Origin of the sequence: Streptomyces sp. NPDC017993 (assembly GCF_044328065.1) — a bacterium.
Classification (GTDB): Bacteria; Actinomycetota; Actinomycetes; order Streptomycetales; family Streptomycetaceae; genus Streptomyces.
The window spans coordinates 65521-85689 of the sequence record NZ_JBIRGO010000004.1 but is presented as its reverse complement, the minus strand read 5'-3'; the positions used below and the strand labels follow the sequence as shown (position 1 = coordinate 85689).

Here is a 20169-nt window from a genome sequence, read left to right as displayed (position 1 = left end):
GAGCACGCAGCGCGCCCCGTGGAAGGTCACAATCCGGCCAGCTCCGCCAGCACCCGTGCCTCCGTCAACTCGGTTGCCCCGCCCGCGACATCGTCATGATCGGCGCTCCACAGCGCGCTCTCGACGGCACGCGCCACCGACCAGGCGAGCAGCCGCGCCGGGTCCTCGCCCAGCGCCTCGCCGACCAGTGCGTAGCGCTCCCGCAGCACCGGCCGCGGGTCCGGGTGCGTGAAGGGATCGTCGACCTGCGTCAGCAGCGGCCACGGGTCGTACGCCGGGTCACCGACCATCGGTTTGGGGTCGATGGCCAGCCAGGGCAGGCGCCCCGCGGCCAGCACGTTGCCCGGGTTGAAGTCGCCGTGCACCACGACCTCACGCGCGGCCGTCGTCGGCAGCTTGCGCAGCAGGTCGGCGCCGAGCGCCACCAGGCCCGGGTCGTAGCCCGGCCGCAGCCGGAACATCCGCTCCTGGAGTACGTCCGCCCACTCCGCGCACACCGCGTCGACCCGCTCCAGGGTGCCGTCGGGCGGTGTGGGAGCGGCCCACAGGTCGCGCAGCAGACCGGCGGCGAGGGTGAGCCGCTCGGCGGGCGGCAGCGGGGAGTCGTCGAGCGAGGTGCCGGGGGTGCAGCGCTCGATCAGCAGCGCGCCACGGTCGCGGTCCCAACGCTGAAGCCGGACCGCGCCGTTGCCGTCCCACGCGTGCAGTCCCGGCGCCTCGCCGTCGGCCTCGCGGTGCGGCCAGGTCACCTTGAGCACCGCGGGCGCACCGTCGGGCCGTTCCGCGGGCGCCACCCAGGAGCAGCTGCCGCCGTGGAACGGGGCGTCCAGTCGCAGCTCCCACCGCTCCTCGATCTCCCGGACGATGTCCGGCAGCCGGTCGAGCCAGGCCCGCCCGGAGGGTGTGCGCGCCATCCGCGTGACCACGGGCAGGTCGGCGGGAAAGCGGTCGGTGTGCGGGGTGTGCGCCATCCCGGCAGCCTAGGCGGTGCGAGGAGGGCCGTGGGCGGCCTCCGGCCATCGCGCGACGCGCCGGACGGCACGCCGGGGGCCGAAGGGCCGACCGCGGGACGGTGAGAAGGGTCGCCCGCCGCCCGCCGCGCGGCACTCCCGTACGCCGTGGCGGGACGATGTGAAACCCTGGTCGCACCACATCGGCGAGGCCAGGGAAGGACCGGAGGGCAGTGAGCGAGAGTGCGGCCGTCCGGCCCCGTAACCCGCGCGGTCAGGGCGAGCGGCTGCGCGAGGAGCTGCTGCGTGCCACCGAACGCCTCCTGGAGGAGGTCGGCAGCGAGGACGCCCTGTCGCTGCGCGCCGTCGCCCGCGAGGCCGGTGTCGCCGCCCCCAGCATCTACCGTCACTTCGCCGACAAGACCGAGCTGGTCTGGGCGACCATGGAGGTCAGCTACGAACGGCTGGCACGCGCGATGGGCGACGCCGCCGCGAAGGCGGACGGCGACGATCCGGTCGCCCGGCTGCGTGCCCAGCTGCGGGCCTACTGCCGGTACGCCATCGGCCACCCGGCCTCCTACCGGCTGCTCTACGAGACCCGGCAGACCCCCGTCGGCCCCGAGCGGCTGGCCGGGCATCCGGCCGGCCTGCTGGTGCGCAGCTGGCACGACGCGCTGACGGCGTGCGAGGAGGCAGGCTGGCGGGTGCGCTGCTCGCGCTCCGAGGCGCCGTACGTGCTGTGGTCGTCCGTGCACGGCCGGGTCATGCTCTGGCAGGTCATGCCGAGCCGCAAGGACGCCCGCCGGCTGGACCGTTTCGTGGACGAGATCCTTCAGCTGCTGCTCGAACGCTGAGCGTGCCCGCCGACGGGCGGCACCGGTGGTCCGTACTGAGGGCGCGTGCGCAGCGGGACGCCTGCTCAGCAGGGTCGAGGCGCCCTCGCGCGGCCCTCACCGCTTCCCGCCGCCGTGCCTCGTCCTGCCGTCGCGGCCCCTGGCGTAGCCGTCGCCGTTGACCGTGCGTCCGTCGCCCCACCCCTGAGTCCTCGTCACTTCCGGTACCCCGGTGCGTTTACGTGGCCATTACACATGTAAGTTTACGGGCGTTAGGTGAACGTTCGACTCTGGCGCACGCCCCTGCCGGTGTGCGCGCGAGAAGCGAGATGAGCGAGATGACACTTTCCAGCGCCCCGGCCTCCCCGACCACCCGGCAATCGCCGAGCGGCTGCCCCTTCGACCCGCCCCCGCTCTCGGATCTCCTCGACCAGGGAGACGACCCGCACGCCGCCCTCGCCGCCCTCCGCGCGACGGAGTCGCTCTCCAAGGTCGCCCTCCCGGACGGCAGTTGGGCCTGGCTGGCCACCCGCTACGCCGACATCCGCGCCATCCTCGGAGACACCCGCTTCAGCTCCGACACCACCGTCCCCGGCTACCCCCTCAGCGGCATGACCGGCGGCACCAACACCGACAACCGCGGCTTCATCCGCATGGACCCGCCCGAGCACACCCGGCTGCGCCGGATGGTCACCCGGGAGTTCATGGTCAAGCGGATCGAGGCGCTGCGCCCGGAGATCCAGCGCATCACCGACGAGCTGTGCGACGCCATGGAGCGGGCAGAGGGGCGCGAGAACGGGGGAGTGGACCTCGTCGAGGCGCTCGCGCTGCCCGTGCCCTCGCTGGTCATCAGCCTGCTCCTCGGCGTCCCCTACGACGACCACGACGTCTTCCAGCGGCTCACCGGCAAGCTGCTCTCCCGTGTCGTCCCCGACGACGAGCGGGAGGTCGCCCGCATCGAACTGCGCGACTACCTCGACCGGTTGGTCACCATGAAGGAGGCCGACCCGGGCGACGACATCCTCGGCCGCCTCATCGTCGAGCAGCAGCGCACCGGCGAGATCACCCACGACGAGGTGGCCGCCTTCGCCGCCCTGCTCCTGATCGCCGGGCACGAGACCACGGCCAACATGATCGGCCTCAGCGCGCTCACCCTGATGCGCGACCAGGAGGCCGCCGACCGGCTGCGTGCGGAGCCCTCGCTGATCCGCGGCGCCGTCGAGGAACTGCTGCGCTTCCACAGCATCATCCGCAACGGCCCGCGCCGGGTCGCCACCGCCGACATCGAGATCGGCGGGCAGCTGATCCGGGCCGGTGAGGGCGTCGTGGTGGCCGTACCCTCCGCCAACCGCGATGAGGACGTCTTCGCCGACGCCGACCGGCTTGACGTGTGCCGTCCCAACGCCCAGCACCACGTCGCCTTCGGCTACGGCATTCACCAGTGCCTGGGTCAGGCACTGGCCCGCGTCGAACTCCAGGTGGTCATCGGCACGCTGCTGCGCCGCTTCCCCACCCTGCGCCCCGCCGTACCGGTCGAGGACATCCCCTTCCGCAGCGACATGGCCATCTACGGCTGCCACGCACTGCCCGTCACCTGGTGAACCGGGCGGCCGTCGTCCGCCGCACCCCAGCCCCCATGCACCCCTCACCCCCCCGGAGTTTCGCCATGAAGATCACCCTTGACGCCGACAAGTGCTGCGCCGCCGGTCAGTGCGTACTGATCGCCCCCGAGGTCTTCGACCAGCGCGACGAGGACGGCGTGGTCGTCCTGCTCGACGCCGCGCCGCCCGCCGAGCAGCACGACGCGGTCCGTGAGGCCGCCGCCATCTGCCCGGCAGCCGTCATCGAGGTCCACGCGTGACCGCCCGGCCGATCGCCGTCGTCGGTGCCTCCGCGGCGGGCCTCGCCGCCGCGGAGGCGCTGCGCCGGTTCGGCTGGACCGGACCGCTCACCCTCATCGGCGACGAACACCACCTGCCGTACGACCGTCCGCCGCTGTCCAAGCAGTTGCTGCACGGCACCTGGGAGCCCGAGCGGCTGCTGCTGCGCACCGCCGAACAACTGGACCCGCTCGGTCTCGACCTGCGTCTCGGCACCCGGGCCACCGGCCTCGACGCGACCACCCGGACGCTCACGCTGGACGAAAGCGAACAGCTCACCTGCGCCGGCGTCATCATCGCGACCGGCGTCACCGCCCGCGCGCTGCCCGGGGCCGAGCACCTTGCCGGAGTCCACACCCTGCGCACCCTCGACGACGCTCTCGCGCTGCGCTCCCGGCTGACCGGCACCGAGCGGCGCCTGGTGATCGTCGGCAACGGTGTCCTGGGCTGCGAAGCGGCCGCGGTGGCACGCGAACTGGGCCACGACGTCACCCTCGTCGGCCGGGACCCGGTACCGATGGCACGGGCTCTGGGCGCCGAGGTCGGCACGCTGCTCGCCGAGGAGCACCGCGCCCACGGGGTACGGCTGGTCACCGCCGACGTGGACGGGTTCGAGACGGGGGCCGCGTCCGCCGGGGCCGAGGCCGCACAGGTCACCGCCCTGCGACTGGCCGACGGGACGCGTATCCCCGCCGACACCGTGCTGCTCGCCATCGGCTCGGAGCCCGCCGTGCAGTGGCTGGACGACCCGGCCCTGGACACCGGCGACGGGCTGCGCTGCGACGAGTACTGCGCCGCCGCCCCCGGCATCTACGCCGCGGGCGACGTGGCCCGCTGGGACCATCCGGTCCACGGCCGTCCGCTGCGCTTCGAGCACCGGACGAACGCCACCGAGCAGGGCATGGCCGCCGCCCGCAACCTCCTGGCGGAGCTGGCCGCCGACGCCGCCGGGGCCGAGCCGTCGGCCCCGGCGGCCGACGGCGCCCCGGCACAGCAGCGCCGCCCGTTCGCCCCCGTGCCGTACTTCTGGTCCGACCAGTACGACATCAAGATCCAGGCGTACGGGCTGACCGCGGACGCCGACCGGGCGGAGACCACCGTCCTGGACCACGGCACACGCCGCACCGTCACCCTCTACGGCCGTGACGGCACCGCCACCGGCGTCGTCGCGACCGGGCTGCCGCCCCGGCAGGTACGGGCACTGCGCGCGGTCATCGCCACACCCCTTCCCTGGGAGGAGGCGCACGAGCGCGTCGGCGCCGCCACCGCCACCGGCTGACCGTGCCCGATCATGGAGGGATGACCGACTCGTACGTACGGGTGCGCGGCGCCCGTGAGCACAACCTCCGCACCGTCGATGTGGACATCCCGAGGGACGCGCTCGTCGCGTTCACCGGGGTGTCCGGATCGGGCAAGTCCTCGCTGGCGTTCGGCACCCTCTACGCCGAGGCCCAGCGACGCTACTTCGAGTCGGTCGCCCCCTACGCGCGGCGGCTGATCCACCAGGTCGGCGCCCCGAAGGTCGAGGACATCACCGGCCTGCCACCCGCGATCGCCCTGGAACAACGGCGCTCCGCGCCCACCTCGCGCTCCTCGGTCGGCACCGTCACGACGCTCTCCAACACCCTGCGGATGCTGTTCTCGCGCGCCGGTGACTACCCGGCGGGCGCCGAGCGGCTCGACTCCGACGCCTTCTCGCCCAACACGGCCGTCGGCGCCTGCCCCGAGTGCCACGGCCTGGGCCGGGTCCACCGGGTCACCGAGGAGTCCCTCGTCCCCGACGCCGCGCTGTCCATCCGCGACGGTGCCATCGCCGCCTGGCCCGGCGCCTGGCAGGGCAAGAACCTCCGCGACATCCTCGACGCCCTGGGCCACGACGTCGACCGGCCCTGGGGCGAACTGCCGCAGGCCGACCGCGACTGGATCCTGTTCACCGACGAACAGCCGGTCGTCACCGTCCACCCGGTGCGCGACGTCGGGCGCATCCAGCGCCCCTACCAGGGCCAGTACATGAGCGCCAAGCGTTACGTCCTGCACACCTTCGCCGACTCCAAGAGCGAGACGCTGCGCAAGCGCGTCCAGGGCTTCATGGTCGCCGAGCCCTGCCCGGTGTGCGCCGGACGCCGGCTGCGCCCCGAAGCGCTGGCCGTCACCTTCGCCGGCCATGACATCGCCACCCTCGCGGGCCTGCCGCTGAGCGGCCTGGCCGAGCTGCTGCGCCCCACCGCGGAAGGGCTCGACGAGGGCGTGGCACCGACCCTGGCCCGCGACCTGGTGACCCGCATCGAGATCCTCACCGAACTCGGCCTCGGCTATCTGAGCACCGACCGGCCCGCACCGACCCTCTCCGCGGGCGAACTCCAGCGGCTGAGGCTCGCCACCCAGCTGCGCTCCGGCCTCTTCGGCGTCGTCTACGTCCTCGACGAGCCGTCCGCCGGACTCCACCCCGCCGACACGGAGTCCCTGCTCACCGTGCTGGGCCGGCTCAAGGAAGCCGGCAACTCACTGTTCGTCGTCGAGCACGACATGGATGTGGTGCGGCGGGCCGACTGGATCGTGGACGTCGGTCCGCGGGCCGGGGAGCACGGCGGGCAGGTGCTGCACAGCGGGCCGGTCGGCGCGCTCGCCGACGTCACCGGCTCCGCCACCCGCCGGTTCCTCTTCGACACCGAGCCGCCCGCCCCGCGCACGCCCCGCAGCCCCTCCGGCACGCTGACCCTGCGAGGCGTCACCCTGCACAACCTCCGCGGGGTGGACGCCGTCTTCCCGCTCGGAGTCTTCACCGCCGTCACCGGCGTCTCCGGATCCGGCAAGTCGACGCTGGTGACCCGCGTCCTCGCGGAAGCGGTGCGCGAGCACCTCGGCGCGGTGCAGGGCCGGCCGGACTCCGGTGACCCGGCCGAGCCGGACGCCGGGCCGATGGCCACCGCCCAACTCACCTCCGTCCACGGCCTGGAGGCGATCGGCCGGCTGGTGCGCGTCGACCAGAAGCCGATCGGCCGTACCCCCCGGTCCAATCTCGCCACCTACACCGGGATGTTCGACGCCGTCCGCAAGGTGTTCGCCGCCACCGACGAGGCCCGCGCACACGGATACACCGCCGGACGGTTCTCCTTCAACGTCACAGGCGGCCGGTGCGAGACCTGCCAGGGCGAGGGGTTCGTCGCCGTCGAACTGCTCTTCCTGCCCGGCACCTACGCGCCCTGCACCGACTGCCACGGCGCCCGCTACAACCCCGAGACGCTCCGGATCACCTACCGCGGCCGCAACGTCGCCGACATCCTGGCGATGACCGTCGACACCGCCGCGGACTTCCTCGCCGACATCCCCGCGGCCGCCCGCAGCCTGCGCACCCTCCAGGACGTGGGGCTGGGCTACCTCCGGCTGGGTCAGCCGGCGACGGAACTGTCCGGGGGCGAGGCCCAGCGCATCAAGCTCGCCGCCGAACTCCAGCGCGCCCGGCGCGGCCACACCCTCTACCTCCTGGACGAACCCACCACCGGCCTCCACCCGGCCGACACCGAGGTCCTGCTGCGGCAGCTGCACGGCCTGGTGGACGCGGGGAACTCGGTGGTCGTCGTCGAGCACGACATGGCGGTCGTCGCGGGCGCCGACCACGTCATCGACCTGGGGCCGGGCGGCGGGGGCGAGGGCGGCAGGATCGTCGCCGCGGGCACGCCCGAGGAGGTGGCGGCCGCGCCGGGCAGCCGCACCGCGCCCTATCTCGCCCGGGACAGGGCCCGGCCGGGGCGTTCCTGACGGTCGGATAATCTACGCAGGTCACATCACCGTGCAACAAGACGAAGGGGGCACCTCTCGTGGCAGACATCGAGAAGGCCAGGGCGGAGTTCGACCGGTTCGACGCGGACAAGGACGGTCTGATCACCGCGGACGAGTTCAAGCGGGCGATGGCCGAGATGGGTGACCCGTTCGTCACCGGCCCGGTCGCCGAGGCAGTCATCAAGTCGAAGGACTCCAACAGCGACGGCCGGCTGTCCTTCGACGAGTTCTGGCAGGCCCTGCAGTCCTGACCTGCCGGTCGCCCGTCCGCGGCTCAGGCTTCCCGGGCCGACAGTGGCCGGCCCGGGGCCTCGCTACTTCTCCGCGCCGCCCACCGGCGGCGGCGCCGCGTCCTCGTCGGTGCCCCAGTCGGACGGCTTCGCCCCCAGGGTGAAGGCCAGTTCACGGCCCGAGCGCAGATCGTCGGTGGTCAGATACGTCTGCCCCCGCTCGGCACCGTCGAGGCGAACCGACCGCACATAGCGCTGGTCGGACGAGGTGCCGGGCGCCTTGACGGTGAAGTGGCCGGCGGGGTGGTAGCGCCGGTCCAGCGTCAGGTCGACCCGGTCGAAGACCGGTGTGCTCAGCCCCCAGGTGTCGGTGCCCGGCTGCACGGGGAAGATCCCGATCGACGAGAGCACCATCCACGCCGACATGGTCCCCAGGTCGTCGTTCCCGGTCATACCGCTCGGTGTGTCGGTGAAGAGGGTCAGCGCGGCGTGCACCACATCCGTGGTCTTCCAGGGGCGGCCGGTGGAGAGGTAGGTGTAGGGCGCGATCAGATCGGGCTCGTTCTGCGGGTTGTACTTGTCCGCGTTGTAGTAGTCGTACGGGCCGTTGACCCACACCTCGCGCGCCGTCTTCGCCGGGTCCTTCAGCAGGTCCTGGTAGGCGAAGAAGGAGTCGAGCCGCTGGTCGGCCTTCTCCTTGCCGCCGATCAGGGTCAGCATCCCCGGCAGATCCTGCGGCACCAGCCACTGGTACTGCCAGGACGTGCCCTCGTGGAAGCCCTCGCTCTTGGCCGGGTCCGCGGGACCGGTGAAGGCGCCCTTCCCGTCGCGGGCCCGGAAGAAGCCGGTCGAGGCGTCGAAGATCCTGCGGTAGTTCTGGGCGCGGGCGGCATACCGGTCGGCGTCGGCATCGTGCCCGAGGTCGCGCGCCATCTCGGCCAGCATGGCGTCCGACAGCGCGTATTCGAGGGTCGCCGAGGCGCCGTGGTCGAAGTCGGAGTCGCCGGGCTTGGCGTGCTCGCGGCCCTTGAGGTACGGCACGAAACCGTCCTTGAGATATTCCGCGTTGGCCTCGCGGCCGAGGGCGGGCGAGTCGGCCGGTGGCACGCCGTCCGCGTTCTTCTTCAGGGCCGCGTACGCCTCTTCCTCATGCCCCTTCAACAGCCCCTGCTGGTAGGCGTTGGTGAGGAACGGTGTGACCGGATCGCCCGTCATGATGTTCGTTTCGACCGTTCCGTAGCCCCACTTGGGGAGCCAGCCGCTCTCCTTGTCGATCCGCAGGACCGACAGCGCCATGTCGCGGGACTCGCGCGGCGCCAGCAGCGCCAGCAGTTGCGCCTGGGTGCGGTAGGTGTCCCACAGCGACCAGTTCTGGTAGTAGGTGAAACCTCCGTCCTCGGTGGCGCGGTGGGTCTTGCGGTCCCATCCGGTATAGCGGCCGTCCACGTCGCTGCCGATGTTCGGCGCGAGGAACGACCGGTAGAGCGAGGAGTAGAAGGTGCGGCGCAGTGCCGTATCGCCTCCCTGGGCCCGGACCAGGCCGAGCCGCTGCTCCCACTCGGCGTTCGCCGCGGCCTTCGTCCGGTCGAAGGAACGGCCGCCCTCGGCCCCGAGGTTGCGGGCCGCGCCCGGGGCGTCGACATAGCTGATGGCGGTGGTCGCCTCGACGGTGCGGTCCGTGCGGGTGTCGAAGCGCGCGTAGGCGCCGTGCCGGCCGGCGGCCGTCGAGTCCCGGGAGCCGGCCGTCACCTTGTCGCCTTCCCAGGTCCCGTACGACGTGAACGGCCGGTCGAATCGGGTGAGGGTGTGCAGGGTGTACGGCTCGGTGTCCTGGCAGAAGCCGCGGCCGGTGATGCTGGTGCGGATGGTGCGCGAGTCGAGCACTTCGACGCGGGTGGAGACGGTGCTGTGCAGCGACTGGCCCGTGTTGAGCAGCACATTGGCCTTGTCGGTGGCCGGGAAGGTGTAGCGCTGCTTGCCGGTTCGCGCGGTGGCGGTCAGCTCGGCGGTGATCCCGCCGTACGACTTCAGGCCGACGCGGTAGTAGCCGGGGCGGGCCGTTTCGTCGTCGTGGGTGTAGGAGGCGGCGTACTTGGCGTAGTCGGTCTCGGTGATGTCGCCCGTGGTCGGCAGCACCGGCAGATCACCGCCGAGGCCGCAGCCGACGCCGGAGATGTGCACCGAACTGAAGCCGCGGATGTGGTCGTCGTCGTAGCCGTAGCCGGTGGTGTGGCCGGTGTCGGGGGAGAGCTGCACCATGCCGAACGGTACGGCGGCGCCCGGGTAGGTGTTGCCGTCGTGTCGGCTGCCGATGAAGGGATTGACCAGGTCGGTGAGCGGGCCGGCGGGCGGCTCCGCGCTCGCGGCGGGGGCCGCGAGCGCGCCCCCGATGAGCGCGGCCGCCAGCACGGCGCCGGCGGTGCGCAGCCGGGTGCGACTGAGCCATGGCATGGGTCGGACCTCCGGGGATCGTGGCCGCGTGGCCGGCCGGGCGGTCAGCGAGCCCGGTCGGCCGACAACGTTGTCAGAGCGCGCTCATTCTTGGTGCCGACCCGGTGCGCGTCAAGGGTCGGCGTCGAACTCCGGCGTGTCCGGGCCGCCGCGAGGGCGGGCGGCCCGGACAGTTGAAGGGGTGCCGCAGGAGCGGCCGTTCAGGGGATGGCGCGCGCCGGTACGCGGGATGCCGGAGCGGTGCACTCGGCGACGCCGCAACCCCGAACCTCACGGGCCGGCGCGGCCCCCGCCGTCACGACGTGCCGCAGGGCATCGAGGCCGGGTCGGACGCGTCCGAGATCAGCGCGCGATGAGCCGCCGCCAGCCGCTTCACGTCCGGCTTGATCACCTTGCGGTCGTACGTCAGCAGCCCGTTCAACTCGCCCTCCACATCGCTGATCTGGGTGTAGACGGCGCCGTTGCCGCCCTGGCAGGCCAGCTTGCGGACATGCGCGAGTTCCGCGAGATAGTCGTCCGTGTACGCGGCCTGGTCCACCCCGACATAGGTGTGCTGCACCGGCCAGGCGTGGCCCGGTACGGCCAGGCCGAGGCCGCCGTACTCGCCGCTGACCAGGGCGCGTCTGCCGTCCGGGGCGGGCAGTTGGGCCCGGGGATAGCCATGGGCGTCCGCCACGTCGCCGTTTCCGCCGTCCTGGGCGCCGCAGCAGTTGAGTCCGCTCATGTTGTTCACCAGCCGGGTCGGGTCCCAGGCCTTGGCCTGGTCGGCGATGCGGGCCTGGTCGTACTGCCCCCAGCCCTCGTTGAAGGTGACCCACATGATGACCGAGGGACTGCTGATGTGCTCGTCGATCATCTGCTTCATCTCGCGCTCGTACTGCGCGCGGGCCGGCTGGGACGGCTCGACGGTGTTCATCGCCGGCATGTCCTGCCACACCATCAGGCCCAGCTTGTCCGCCCAGTAGAACCAGCGGTCCGGCTCGACCTTGATGTGCTTGCGCACCGAGTTGAAGCCCATGGCCTTGTGCATCCTCAGGTCGTACGCCAGCGCCTCGTCGGTCGGCGCGGTGTGCAGTCCGTCCGGCCAGAAGCCCTGGTCCAGGGTGGCCATCGAGAAGACGGGCTTGCCGTTGAGGACGGTCCGCGGGACCCCGTCGACCTTCTCGACGCCGATCGAGCGCATCCCGAAGTAGCTGCCGATCCGGTCGGCGCGGGAGCCGGAGCCGACGGTCACCCTCAGGTCGTACAGGTGCGGGTCGTCCGGCGACCACAGGTGTGCCTCGGGGACCGGCACCTTGATCGGGCCGTCGCCGGTGCCGCTCGCCCGGCCGACCTCGCGCTTGCCGTCGTAGGCGACCGCGGTCACCGGGACGCCGTCGCGCACCCCGTGGGCCTCGACGGACACCGTGCCGCCGGAGACGTCGGGGGTGAGTTCGAGGCTGTCGGCGTGGTCGGCGGCGACCGGTTCCATCCAGACCGTCTGCCAGATGCCGGAGGAGGCGGTGTACCAGATGCCGCTGGGGTCCAGCCGCTGCTTGCCGATGGGCGGGCTCTCGCCGTCCTTGGCGTCGGTCGGGTCGTAGACGCCGACGATCAGCTCCTGCGCGCGGCCGGGCCGCAGCGCGTCGGTGATGTCCACGGAGAACCGGTCGTAGCCGCCCTTGTGCGCGGTGACCTTCCTGCCGTTGACGTACACCTCGGCCTGCCAGTCCACCGCGCCGAAGTTGAGGTCGAGCCGCCGCGAGCTGCCGACCTTCCAGTCCGCGGGAACGGTGAAGGTCCTGCGGTACCACATCCGGTCCTCGTGCCGTTCGATCCCGGAGAGCTGCGACTCCACCGGGTAGGGGACCAGGATCTTCTCCGCCAGCTGCTTGCCGACGGGCGGTGCGTCACCCTCGTCCGCCGCCGCGAACTGCCACTCACCGTTGAGGTTGCGCCACTTGTCGCGGGTGAGCTGCGGGCGCGGGTACTCCGGGAGGGCGTTGTCCTTGCCGACGTCGTCGGCCCACTCGGTGCGCAGCTGGTAGGTCGACTCGTTGGTGCCACTGGCCAAGTAGGGGGCGATGTCCTCGCCCTGCGCGGTGGCGAGGCCGCCCTCGCCGTCGTAATGCAGATCGGCCAGGCCACCCCGGCCGACGACCGGTTCCTCCAGGGCGATCAGCAGCCTGGACGGGTCGGCGGGGTCCAGCCTGGCCTTGCCGAGCGGCCAAGGGGCGCCGCCGATCACCGCGTCGAGATGGTCGGTGAAGGCTGCCGGGGGAGCGGCGAGATCCTGGGGGAATGCGAGGCTGAGGGTGCGGCCGTCGGGCCGCACGGAGGCGGCGGTCGGGCCGTCGTAGTCGAAGCCGTCGGGGAGGGTGAAGGCGCTCTGCGGGACCGGGGTCTTCTTGCCGCCGGGCGGAATCCAGTTCAGGTGGAGCTGGGAGCCGCCGAAGTGCTCGAAGTACTCGATCTTGATGTCGTAGGCGTGGCCGGCTTCCAGGTCCACGGCGGGCGAGGTCTGCTCCTTGTCCCAGTCGTCGACCCAGTGGTTGATGGCCGGTTTGCCGTCGATCCAAAGTCGGAAGCCGTTGTCACCGGTCATCGCGAAGGTGTGCGCGCCGCTGGTGGCGGGCGTGAGCTTGCCGGTCCAGCGGACCGTGGCGTCGTCGGCCCGGCCGGTGGCCTGCTCCAGCCGCGATTCCAGGCTCGCGAAGTCGATCAGGGGGTCGACGGCGGTCGCCTTGAGCTCGTCGAAGTCGAAGGCGCCCGGGGCGGATTGGGTGAAGTAGTCGCCCTTCAGGCCGTGGACGACGGCGGGGGCGTCCTCCGCGGCGGACGCGTCGGCGCCGCCGGGCGTGAGGGTGAGGAGCGCCGCGGCGAGGGTGGCCGCCAGGGCGGCGCCGAGGGGGCGGTGGCCGCCTTTTCCAAGGCTTCCACGGTTTCCAAGGCTTCTGCGGGATCCACCGCTGCCACGTCTTCCACGGGCGCGGTCGGGACGGGTGGGCAGGAACGGAGAACGCACAGGACCTCCGAGGTCGGGTTCCTTCCGGCTCTGCCCCTTGCTTCCGCCATCTTGTATAACGTTGGAAACAAGGGCAGTTGGCATGACAGCACGCCGTCTGCACTCTGTCCAGGCCCACGACAACGGCCGGTTCCGGAGCGCCGGATCGGCACGGGAGGAAGTGCCGATGAGGGTCAGCCTCAAGGATGTGGCGCAACGCGCCGGCGTCTCGATCAAGACCGTGTCGAACGTCGTGAACAACTATCAGCACGTCACCCCCGCGATGCGGGCCCGCGTCCAACAGGCCATCGACGAGCTCGGCTACCGCCCCAACCTCACCGCCCGCCACCTGCGCAAGGGGCGCACCGGCATCATCGCCCTGGCGCTGCCGGAGCTGGGCAACCCCTACTTCGCCGAACTGGCCGGCGCGGTCATCGACGCGGCGGCCCGGCACGACTACACGGTCCTGCTCGACCACACCGGTGGGTTGCGCGAACGCGAGATCCTGGTCAGCCAGGGCTTCAGTGCCCGGGTCATCGACGGGCTGATCCTCAGCCCCATCGAGCTGGAGACCGAGGACCTGCGGGCGCGCAGCGACGACGCCCCGCTGGTCCTGCTCGGCGAGCGGCGCTACGACCTGCCGCACGACCACATCGCCATCGACAACATCGCCGGAGCGCGGGCCGCCGTGCGTCATCTGCTCGACCTCGGCCGTCGCCGGATCGCCTTCCTCGGCGCCCGCAGGGACCGTACGCACCAGCCCGCCCATCTGCGGCAACTGGGCTGGCAGGCGGAGTTGGCGGCATCCGGCGTCGCCGAGGACGCGAGTCTGGTCGGGCCCACGCAGGGCTGGGAGCGGTCGGACGGCGCCGGTGCGATGGCGGCGCTGCTGGACTCCGGACAGCGGCCGGACGCGGTGTTCGCCTACAACGATCTGATCGCGATCGGGGCGATGCGGGTGCTGTTCGAGCGGGGGCTGCGGGTGCCGGAGGACGTGGCGGTGGTGGGCTTCGACGACATCACCGAGGGGCGGTTCGGCGCGGTCACGCTGACCACCATCGCACCGGACAAGCAGGCCATCGCCCGGCTGGCGGTGGAGTCGATCATCGCGAGCCTGGCGGGCGAGGAGAGCCGACCGCGTCAACTCCAGCCGGAATTCGCCCTGGTGGCGCGGGAGAGCACGGTCGGCCGGGGGTGAGTCGCGGCGTACGAGTCCGTGCGCGAAGGGTTTACAGAGCTCTTCCAACGTTATAAATATCGCTGCGGACAACGGACTTGATCGCCCGAGATGGGGTTCTGCCATGCATCCGTACGCTCGTCGACACCGTTCCGCCCTGGTCGCGGGGCTCGCCCTGAGCCTGGCCCTGACCGTCACCTCCTGCGCCAAGTCCGAGGACGACGGCGCGAAACCGGCCGGTGGGGCCGGCTCCGGCGGCGAGCAGGCGGTCGAGGGACCGTCCGCGGGCAGCAGGGCCGGCTGCACCCTCGACGCCTACGGCGCCGGGAAACTCGACCTGAGGAACGCCACGGTCGGCTTCTCCCAGTCGGAGAAGGAAGCCAACCCGTTCCGGATCGCCGAGACCGCCTCGATCAAGGCCGAGGCCAAGAAGCGCGGCATCCGGCTGCTCGCCGCCAACGCCCAGTCACAGTTCTCCAAGCAGATCAGCGACGTCCAGGACCTGATCGCCAAGGGCGTGGACCTGCTGGTCATCGCGCCGCTGAACTCCGACGGATGGGACCCGGTGCTCAGCGCGGCCGCCGCCCGGCACATCCCCGTCGTCACCATCGACCGCAAGATCAACGCCAAGCCCTGCAAGGACTACGTCAGCTTCATCGGCTCCGACTTCGTCGCACAGGGCAAGCGGGCCGCCGACCGGATGATCGAGGCGACCGGCGGCAAGGGGGAGATCGCCATCCTGCTCGGCGCGGCAGGCAACAACGTCACCACCGAGCGCACCAAGGGCTTCAAGGACCGTATCGAGGCCAAGGCCCCGCAGCTGAAGGTGGTCTTCCAGCAGACCGGCGACTTCGCCCGCGAAAAGGGCCAGCAGGTCACCGAGCAGCTCATCCAGTCCCGTCCCGGTATCGACGGCATCTACGCCGAGAACGACGAGATGGGCCTGGGAGCGGTGAACGCGCTCAAGGGGGCGGGCAAGAAGCCCGGCGCGGTGAAGATCGTCACCGTCGACGGCACCCGGAGCGCCGTTCAGGGCATCATCGACGGCTGGATCGACGGCGTCATCGAGTCCAACCCCCGCTTCGGCCCGCTCGCCTTCGCGACACTGGACGCCTTCACCCAGGGCAAGAAGGTCTCCCAGGACATCGTCATCCGCGACAGCGCCTACACCGATGCCAACGCCGAGTCCGACCTCGGCAAGGCATTCTGACGATGCGTGTGCCACGGCCCGCGCGTCCGGACCGCACAGCGCCGCCCCCTGGTGAGCCGGACGGGCCGCAGCCGCCGCACATGCCCGGCGGTGGCCCGGCGGCCCGCACACCGGGCGCATCGCCCGCCGGACGCGCGGCCGAGGTGCTCGCCGTACACAGCCTGACCAAGAGCTTTCCCGGCGTACTGGCCCTGGACGGCGTGGACTTCGCGGTGCGCGCCGGTGAGGTGCACGCCCTGGTGGGCGAGAACGGCGCCGGGAAATCCACCCTCATCAAGGTCCTCACCGGCGTCCACCAGCCCGACTCCGGCGAGCTGCGCCACCACGGCCGGCCGGTCCGCTTCCAGACGCCGCTGCACGCCCAGCACGCGGGCATCTCCACCATCTACCAAGAGGTCAACCTCATTCCCCTGATGAGCGTGGCCCGCAATCTGTTCCTGGGCCGGGAGCCGCGCACCCGCCTCGGTCTGATCGACTTCGGCCGGATGCACCGCGAGGCCGAGGCCGCCCTGGCGGACCTCGGCGTCCGCGTCGACGTGCGCCGGCCCCTGCGCGAACTGGGCGTCGGCGCCCAGCAGATGGTGGCGCTGGCCCGCGCGCGATCGGTGGACGCCCGCGTGGTCATCATGGACGAGCCGACCTCCTCGCTCGAACCGCGCGAGGTGGCGACCCTCTTCGGCGTCATCCGCGCGCTGCGGGAGCGGGGCGTCGCGGTCGTGTACGTCAGCCACCGCCTCGACGAGCTGTACGCCGTCTGCGACGCCGTCACCGTGCTCCGCGACGGCCGGAGCGTGCACACCGGACAGCTCGCCGGCCTCGACCGGCTGCGCCTGATCTCCCTGATGCTGGGCCGCGAGATGGGGGAGGTGCGCCGCGAAGGCGTCACCCGGTTCAGCGGTACGCACGACGCCGCCGGATCCGAACCCGTGCTGACAGCACAGGAGTTGACCATCTCGCGCCGGTTGCACGGTGTCTCGCTTTCGGTCCGCCCCGGCGAGGTCGTGGGACTCGGCGGGCTGCTCGGCTCCGGGCGCAGCGAGACCGCCAAGGCCATCGCCGGCGCGCTTCCTGCCGGCGGACGTGTCACCGTCGCCGGGCTCCCGGTACGCACCGGCTCCACCGCCGCCGCCCTGCGCGCCGGGATCAGCCTGCTGCCCGAGGACCGCAAGGCCGAGGGCATCCTGCCCGGGCTCTCGGTACGCGAGAACATCGCGTTGGCCGCACTGCCCGGGCTCACCCGCTTCGGTCTGGTCTCCCGCCCGCGGGTCGACCGCGTCGTGGACACCTTCGTGCGGCGTCTGAACATCAAGGCGTCCGGCCCCGACCAGAAGGTCGGCGAACTCTCCGGCGGCAACCAGCAGAAGGTGCTGCTGGCCCGCTGGCTCGCCATGCACCCCAAGGTGCTGCTGCTGGACGAGCCGACCCGGGGCATCGACATCGGCGCGAAGGCGGAGGTGCAGCGGCTGATCGACGAGCTCGCCGAGGACGGACTCGGCGTGCTGCTGATCTCCTCGGACGTGGAGGAGCTGATCGAGGGTTCCGACCGGGTGGTGGTGCTCAAGGACGGTGCGGTGGTGGGGGAGCTGACCGGCGACGACGTCACCGAGGACGACCTGATGCGTGCCATCGCCGAAGCCGCGGAGGACCGGCGGGCGAGGGACGCGCCGGTTTCGCGGCGCAGCCCCGCAGAACCCGAGGGGGCCCCGCCCCGGGCACCCGCAGAGCCCGCACCGCCGTCCGCCGAGGAGGCCGCCGACCATGGCTGATCTGGCGCTGCGGCGCCTGCCCACCGACCGTGCCGCCGTGCTGCGCGGCCTGCAGGACTACGGCGTCCATGCCGGCGTCGCCGTCCTGGTGTTGGTCAACATCCTCGTCACCCCGCATTTCCTGACCGGCGAGAACTTCCGCACCCAGGCCGTCCAGGTCGCCCCCGTCATCATCGCCGCGCTGGGCATGGCGCTGGCCATCGGCAGCGAGGGCATCGACCTGTCCGTCGGGTCCGTGATGGCGCTGGCCACCTCGCTGGTCTCGCTCTATCTCGGCTACGGGCCGTGGATCGCCCTGCTCGTCGCGGTCCTCGGCGGGGCCGCCGTCGGCGTCGCCAACGGCGCACTGGTCGCCTGGGTCGGCGTGCAGCCCATCGTCGCCACCCTCGCCCTGATGGTCGGGGCCCGTGGGCTGGCGCTGGTGCTGCTGCCGCAGCTCAAGGACGTCCGCGATCCGGGCATGGCCGCCCTCGGCTCCGGCACCCTGGCCGGCATCCCCTACCTGGTGCTGATCGCCGCGGGACTGGCCCTGCTGGTCGGCCTCGTCGTACGGCACACGCTCTTCGGCCGGCGGCTGCTGGCCATCGGCGACAGTCGACCCGCCGCGGCGCTTGCCGGGCTTCCCGTCCGGCGAATACTGCTGCTGGTCTACGTCGGCTCGGGTGCACTCGCGGCCCTCGCCGGGGTGCTCGCCACGGCCCGACTCACCGCGAGCGACCCGACCTCCCTCGGCACCCTCATGGAACTGTCCGCGATCACCGCGGTGGTGGTCGGCGGCACCCCGCTCAGCGGCGGCCGGGTGCGGATCGGCGGCACGGTCGCCGGCGCCGTCCTGATCCAGCTGCTGACCGCCACCCTGATCAAACACGATCTGCCACCGTCCTGGACCCAGATCGCGCAGGCGGTCGTCATCGTGCTCGCGGTCTACGCGGCACGGGAGCGGGGGAAGCGATGACGTCACTGCGCACACCCGCGCCGCCGGCGGCGAAGGCGCCGCCCGCCGCGCGGCGCGGACGGACCCGCGGCGAGCGGCTGAGCGCCCTCGCCCAGCAACACGGCGCCCTCGCCGCCCTGGTCGTCATCGGCCTGGTGGCCGCGCTCTCCTTCGACTCCTTCGCCACCCCCGACAACCTGCGGAACATGGCGGTCTCCTCGGCCTTCCTCGCGGTGATCGCGCTCGGCATGACCTTCGTGATCATCACCGGCGGCATCGACCTGTCCGTCGGCTCGCTGTTCGCCCTCGGCGGTGTCCTGGCGGCCTGGGGCTCACGGCACGGCACCCTCGTCGCGCTGCTGCTGCCGCTCGTCGTCTGCGCACTGATCGGCCTGGTCAACGGCCTGCTCATCGCCCGCTCCCGGCTGGCGCCCTTCATCGTGACGCTGGCCGCCATGCTCGCCGCCCGCGGCCTGCTCCTCGCCGTCACCGACGAGGGGGCCACGACCTACCTCGTCGCCGAGGACTCCGTCCTCGCCCGGCTCGGGCAGGGCACCCTGCTTGGCCTCGGCGTCCCGGCGTGGATCACCCTGGCACTGTTCCTCGCGGGCGCCGTGCTGCTCCGCCGCACCCGCTTCGGCCAGCAGGTCTACGCGGTCGGCGGCAACGAGGACGCGGCCGCGCTGATGGGCACTCCGGTGGCCCGCACCAAAATCCTCGTCTACACGATGTCTGGGGTGCTCGCCGGTCTCGCCGGCGCCCTGAACGCCGCCTGGCTCGCCTCCGGCGTCACCATCCTGGGCACCGGCATGGAACTGGAGGCGATCTCGGCCGTCGTGATCGGCGGGACCCTGCTCACCGGTGGCTTCGGCTTCGTCAGCGGCTCCCTGGTCGGCGTGCTGCTGCTGAAGGTCATCCAGAACGTCATCAACCAGATCGGCTCGCTGGACTCGGCCTACCAACAGGTCGTCAGCGGCGGTTTCCTGGTGCTGGTGGTGGTCGCCCAGACCTGGCTGGGACGGCGGTCGCGACGATAGCGCCACCGAGGTGTGGCGGGCCGACGAGCGCGGCGGCATGGCCCCGGGCAGCCACTCCGCCGGTCCTGCTCGGTAGGCTCCCGACGTGCCCCCGGACGAGTCACCCGCCCCGCCCCACCGCCTCCCGGCCGAGTTCGTCCGGTACGCCGTGGTTCTGGAGGCGGCGGAACTCGCCTGGGGATACGTGCACGGCCGGGTGACCGCCGAGGACGCCGTCCGGCTCGCCTTCCTGCGCACCTGCGACCTCGGTCCGCCCGCAGCGGGCTTCGCCCGGATCCACCGGCAAGGGCCGGACGCCGCTGCGCTCGGCGCCGTGTGCCGGGAGCTCCTCGACGACGAGGCGGAGCGCGCGGACGCCGCCCGGCGGATCTGGGACCACCTCGCGGCGGCCCGACCGGAGATCGGCCCACCGCCCGATGCTGCCCAACTCGCCCTGGGGCGGCGGGAATTCCTGCTCGATCGCGCCGCGTCCGGCCGGGGCATGAACTGGCGGAGCAGCTCCGCGCTGCTGGGTACCGACCGCCCCGAGGAGATCGACGCCGCGTTCGAGCGGGGCGAGGAACTGGTGGGCGTCGCCGTCATCGGGCTCGCCCTCACCCACCCCGACGCGGCGGCGATCCTGCCCCGTGTCGCGCGGGCGTTGGAGCGCGCCAGGGACACGGCGGACACCGGGCTCCGCCACCAGGGCATCGTCGCCCTCGCCCACACCGCCCGGCTGCACGGCACCGTCGACCGCCGCTGCCTGGACCTGCTGCGCGGCTGCCCCCGCGATAACGAGGCCGACATGGACATCTGGGCCTATGTGGCGCACCGGCGGCTACCGCTGTGGATGTGGCGCCATGGACTCGGCCGGCGGGTGCGGTGGCTGGTGCGCGACAGGTGGCGCGGGTAGGGCGAGGGCCGGTGGGCGGACGTCGTACGCACACTGACGGCTCTTC

The 20169-nt window shown here is 72.2% G+C and carries 15 protein-coding genes; 12 read left to right on the top strand and 3 right to left on the bottom strand.

What is annotated here, in order from left to right:
* Positions 1 to 26: 26 nt before the first annotated feature.
* Positions 27 to 971: an aminoglycoside phosphotransferase family protein gene (locus ACH4FH_RS07790; RefSeq protein ID WP_398554864.1), complete on the bottom strand. Its 945-nt coding sequence runs from the start codon at positions 969 to 971 to the stop codon at positions 27 to 29.
* A 212-nt stretch (positions 972 to 1183) separates the two neighbouring features.
* Here ACH4FH_RS07790 and ACH4FH_RS07785 point away from each other — a divergent pair, with 212 nt between their 5' ends.
* The 6 genes from ACH4FH_RS07785 (at position 1184) to ACH4FH_RS07760 (ending at position 7694) form a co-directional block, all read left to right on the top strand.
* On the top strand, positions 1184 to 1804 hold the full coding sequence (locus ACH4FH_RS07785) for a TetR/AcrR family transcriptional regulator (protein WP_398554863.1): 621 nt from the start codon (positions 1184 to 1186) through the stop codon (positions 1802 to 1804).
* A gap of 317 nt (positions 1805 to 2121) precedes the next feature.
* Entirely contained in the window at positions 2122 to 3384 is a 1263-nt protein-coding gene (locus ACH4FH_RS07780; RefSeq protein WP_398555207.1) for a cytochrome P450, read from the top strand.
* 65 nt (positions 3385 to 3449) lie between these two features.
* Entirely contained in the window at positions 3450 to 3644 is a 195-nt protein-coding gene (locus ACH4FH_RS07775) for a ferredoxin (RefSeq protein WP_393891526.1), read from the top strand.
* A complete protein-coding gene (locus ACH4FH_RS07770) occupies positions 3641 to 4942 on the top strand; it encodes an NAD(P)/FAD-dependent oxidoreductase (RefSeq protein ID WP_398554862.1) in 1302 nt (433 codons plus the stop codon). Before ACH4FH_RS07775 ends, ACH4FH_RS07770 begins: the two co-directional genes overlap by 4 nt.
* A 20-nt stretch (positions 4943 to 4962) precedes the next feature.
* Positions 4963 to 7422, top strand: a complete 2460-nt coding sequence (uvrA, locus tag ACH4FH_RS07765; RefSeq protein WP_398554861.1) for an excinuclease ABC subunit UvrA — start codon at positions 4963 to 4965, stop codon at positions 7420 to 7422.
* Positions 7423 to 7481: 59 nt separating this feature from the next.
* Positions 7482 to 7694, top strand: a complete 213-nt coding sequence (locus tag ACH4FH_RS07760) for an EF-hand domain-containing protein (protein WP_398554860.1) — start codon at positions 7482 to 7484, stop codon at positions 7692 to 7694.
* 63 nt (positions 7695 to 7757) lie between these two features.
* Here ACH4FH_RS07760 and ACH4FH_RS07755 read toward each other — a convergent pair whose 3' ends face one another.
* Together ACH4FH_RS07755 and ACH4FH_RS07750 are read right to left on the bottom strand one after the other, a co-directional pair.
* Entirely contained in the window at positions 7758 to 10124 is a 2367-nt protein-coding gene (locus ACH4FH_RS07755; protein WP_398554859.1) for a GH92 family glycosyl hydrolase, read from the bottom strand.
* Positions 10125 to 10419: 295 nt separating this feature from the next.
* Positions 10420 to 12999 (bottom strand): PA14 domain-containing protein, encoded by a 2580-nt coding sequence (locus ACH4FH_RS07750; protein ID WP_398555206.1) that lies wholly within the window; start codon positions 12997 to 12999, stop codon positions 10420 to 10422.
* A 295-nt stretch (positions 13000 to 13294) separates the two neighbouring features.
* Between ACH4FH_RS07750 and ACH4FH_RS07745 the strand changes: the two genes are divergently transcribed.
* From ACH4FH_RS07745 to ACH4FH_RS07720, 6 genes are all read left to right on the top strand, one after another.
* Complete coding sequence (locus tag ACH4FH_RS07745) at positions 13295 to 14305, top strand: LacI family DNA-binding transcriptional regulator (RefSeq protein WP_398554858.1); 1011 nt, start codon at positions 13295 to 13297, stop codon at positions 14303 to 14305.
* Between the two features lie 103 nt (positions 14306 to 14408).
* Positions 14409 to 15494, top strand: a complete 1086-nt coding sequence (locus ACH4FH_RS07740) for an ABC transporter substrate-binding protein (RefSeq protein ID WP_398554857.1) — start codon at positions 14409 to 14411, stop codon at positions 15492 to 15494.
* Between the two features lie 80 nt (positions 15495 to 15574).
* Positions 15575 to 17260 (top strand): sugar ABC transporter ATP-binding protein, encoded by a 1686-nt coding sequence (locus ACH4FH_RS07735; protein ID WP_398554856.1) that lies wholly within the window; start codon positions 15575 to 15577, stop codon positions 17258 to 17260.
* Complete coding sequence (locus ACH4FH_RS07730; protein WP_398554855.1) at positions 17253 to 18215, top strand: ABC transporter permease; 963 nt, start codon at positions 17253 to 17255, stop codon at positions 18213 to 18215. The genes ACH4FH_RS07735 and ACH4FH_RS07730 overlap by 8 nt, the downstream gene beginning before the upstream one ends.
* Complete coding sequence (locus ACH4FH_RS07725) at positions 18212 to 19231, top strand: ABC transporter permease (RefSeq protein WP_398554854.1); 1020 nt, start codon at positions 18212 to 18214, stop codon at positions 19229 to 19231. The genes ACH4FH_RS07730 and ACH4FH_RS07725 overlap by 4 nt, the downstream gene beginning before the upstream one ends.
* Before the next feature lie 85 nt (positions 19232 to 19316).
* Positions 19317 to 20123 (top strand): hypothetical protein, encoded by an 807-nt coding sequence (locus ACH4FH_RS07720; protein WP_398554853.1) that lies wholly within the window; start codon positions 19317 to 19319, stop codon positions 20121 to 20123.
* Positions 20124 to 20169 lie beyond the last annotated feature (46 nt).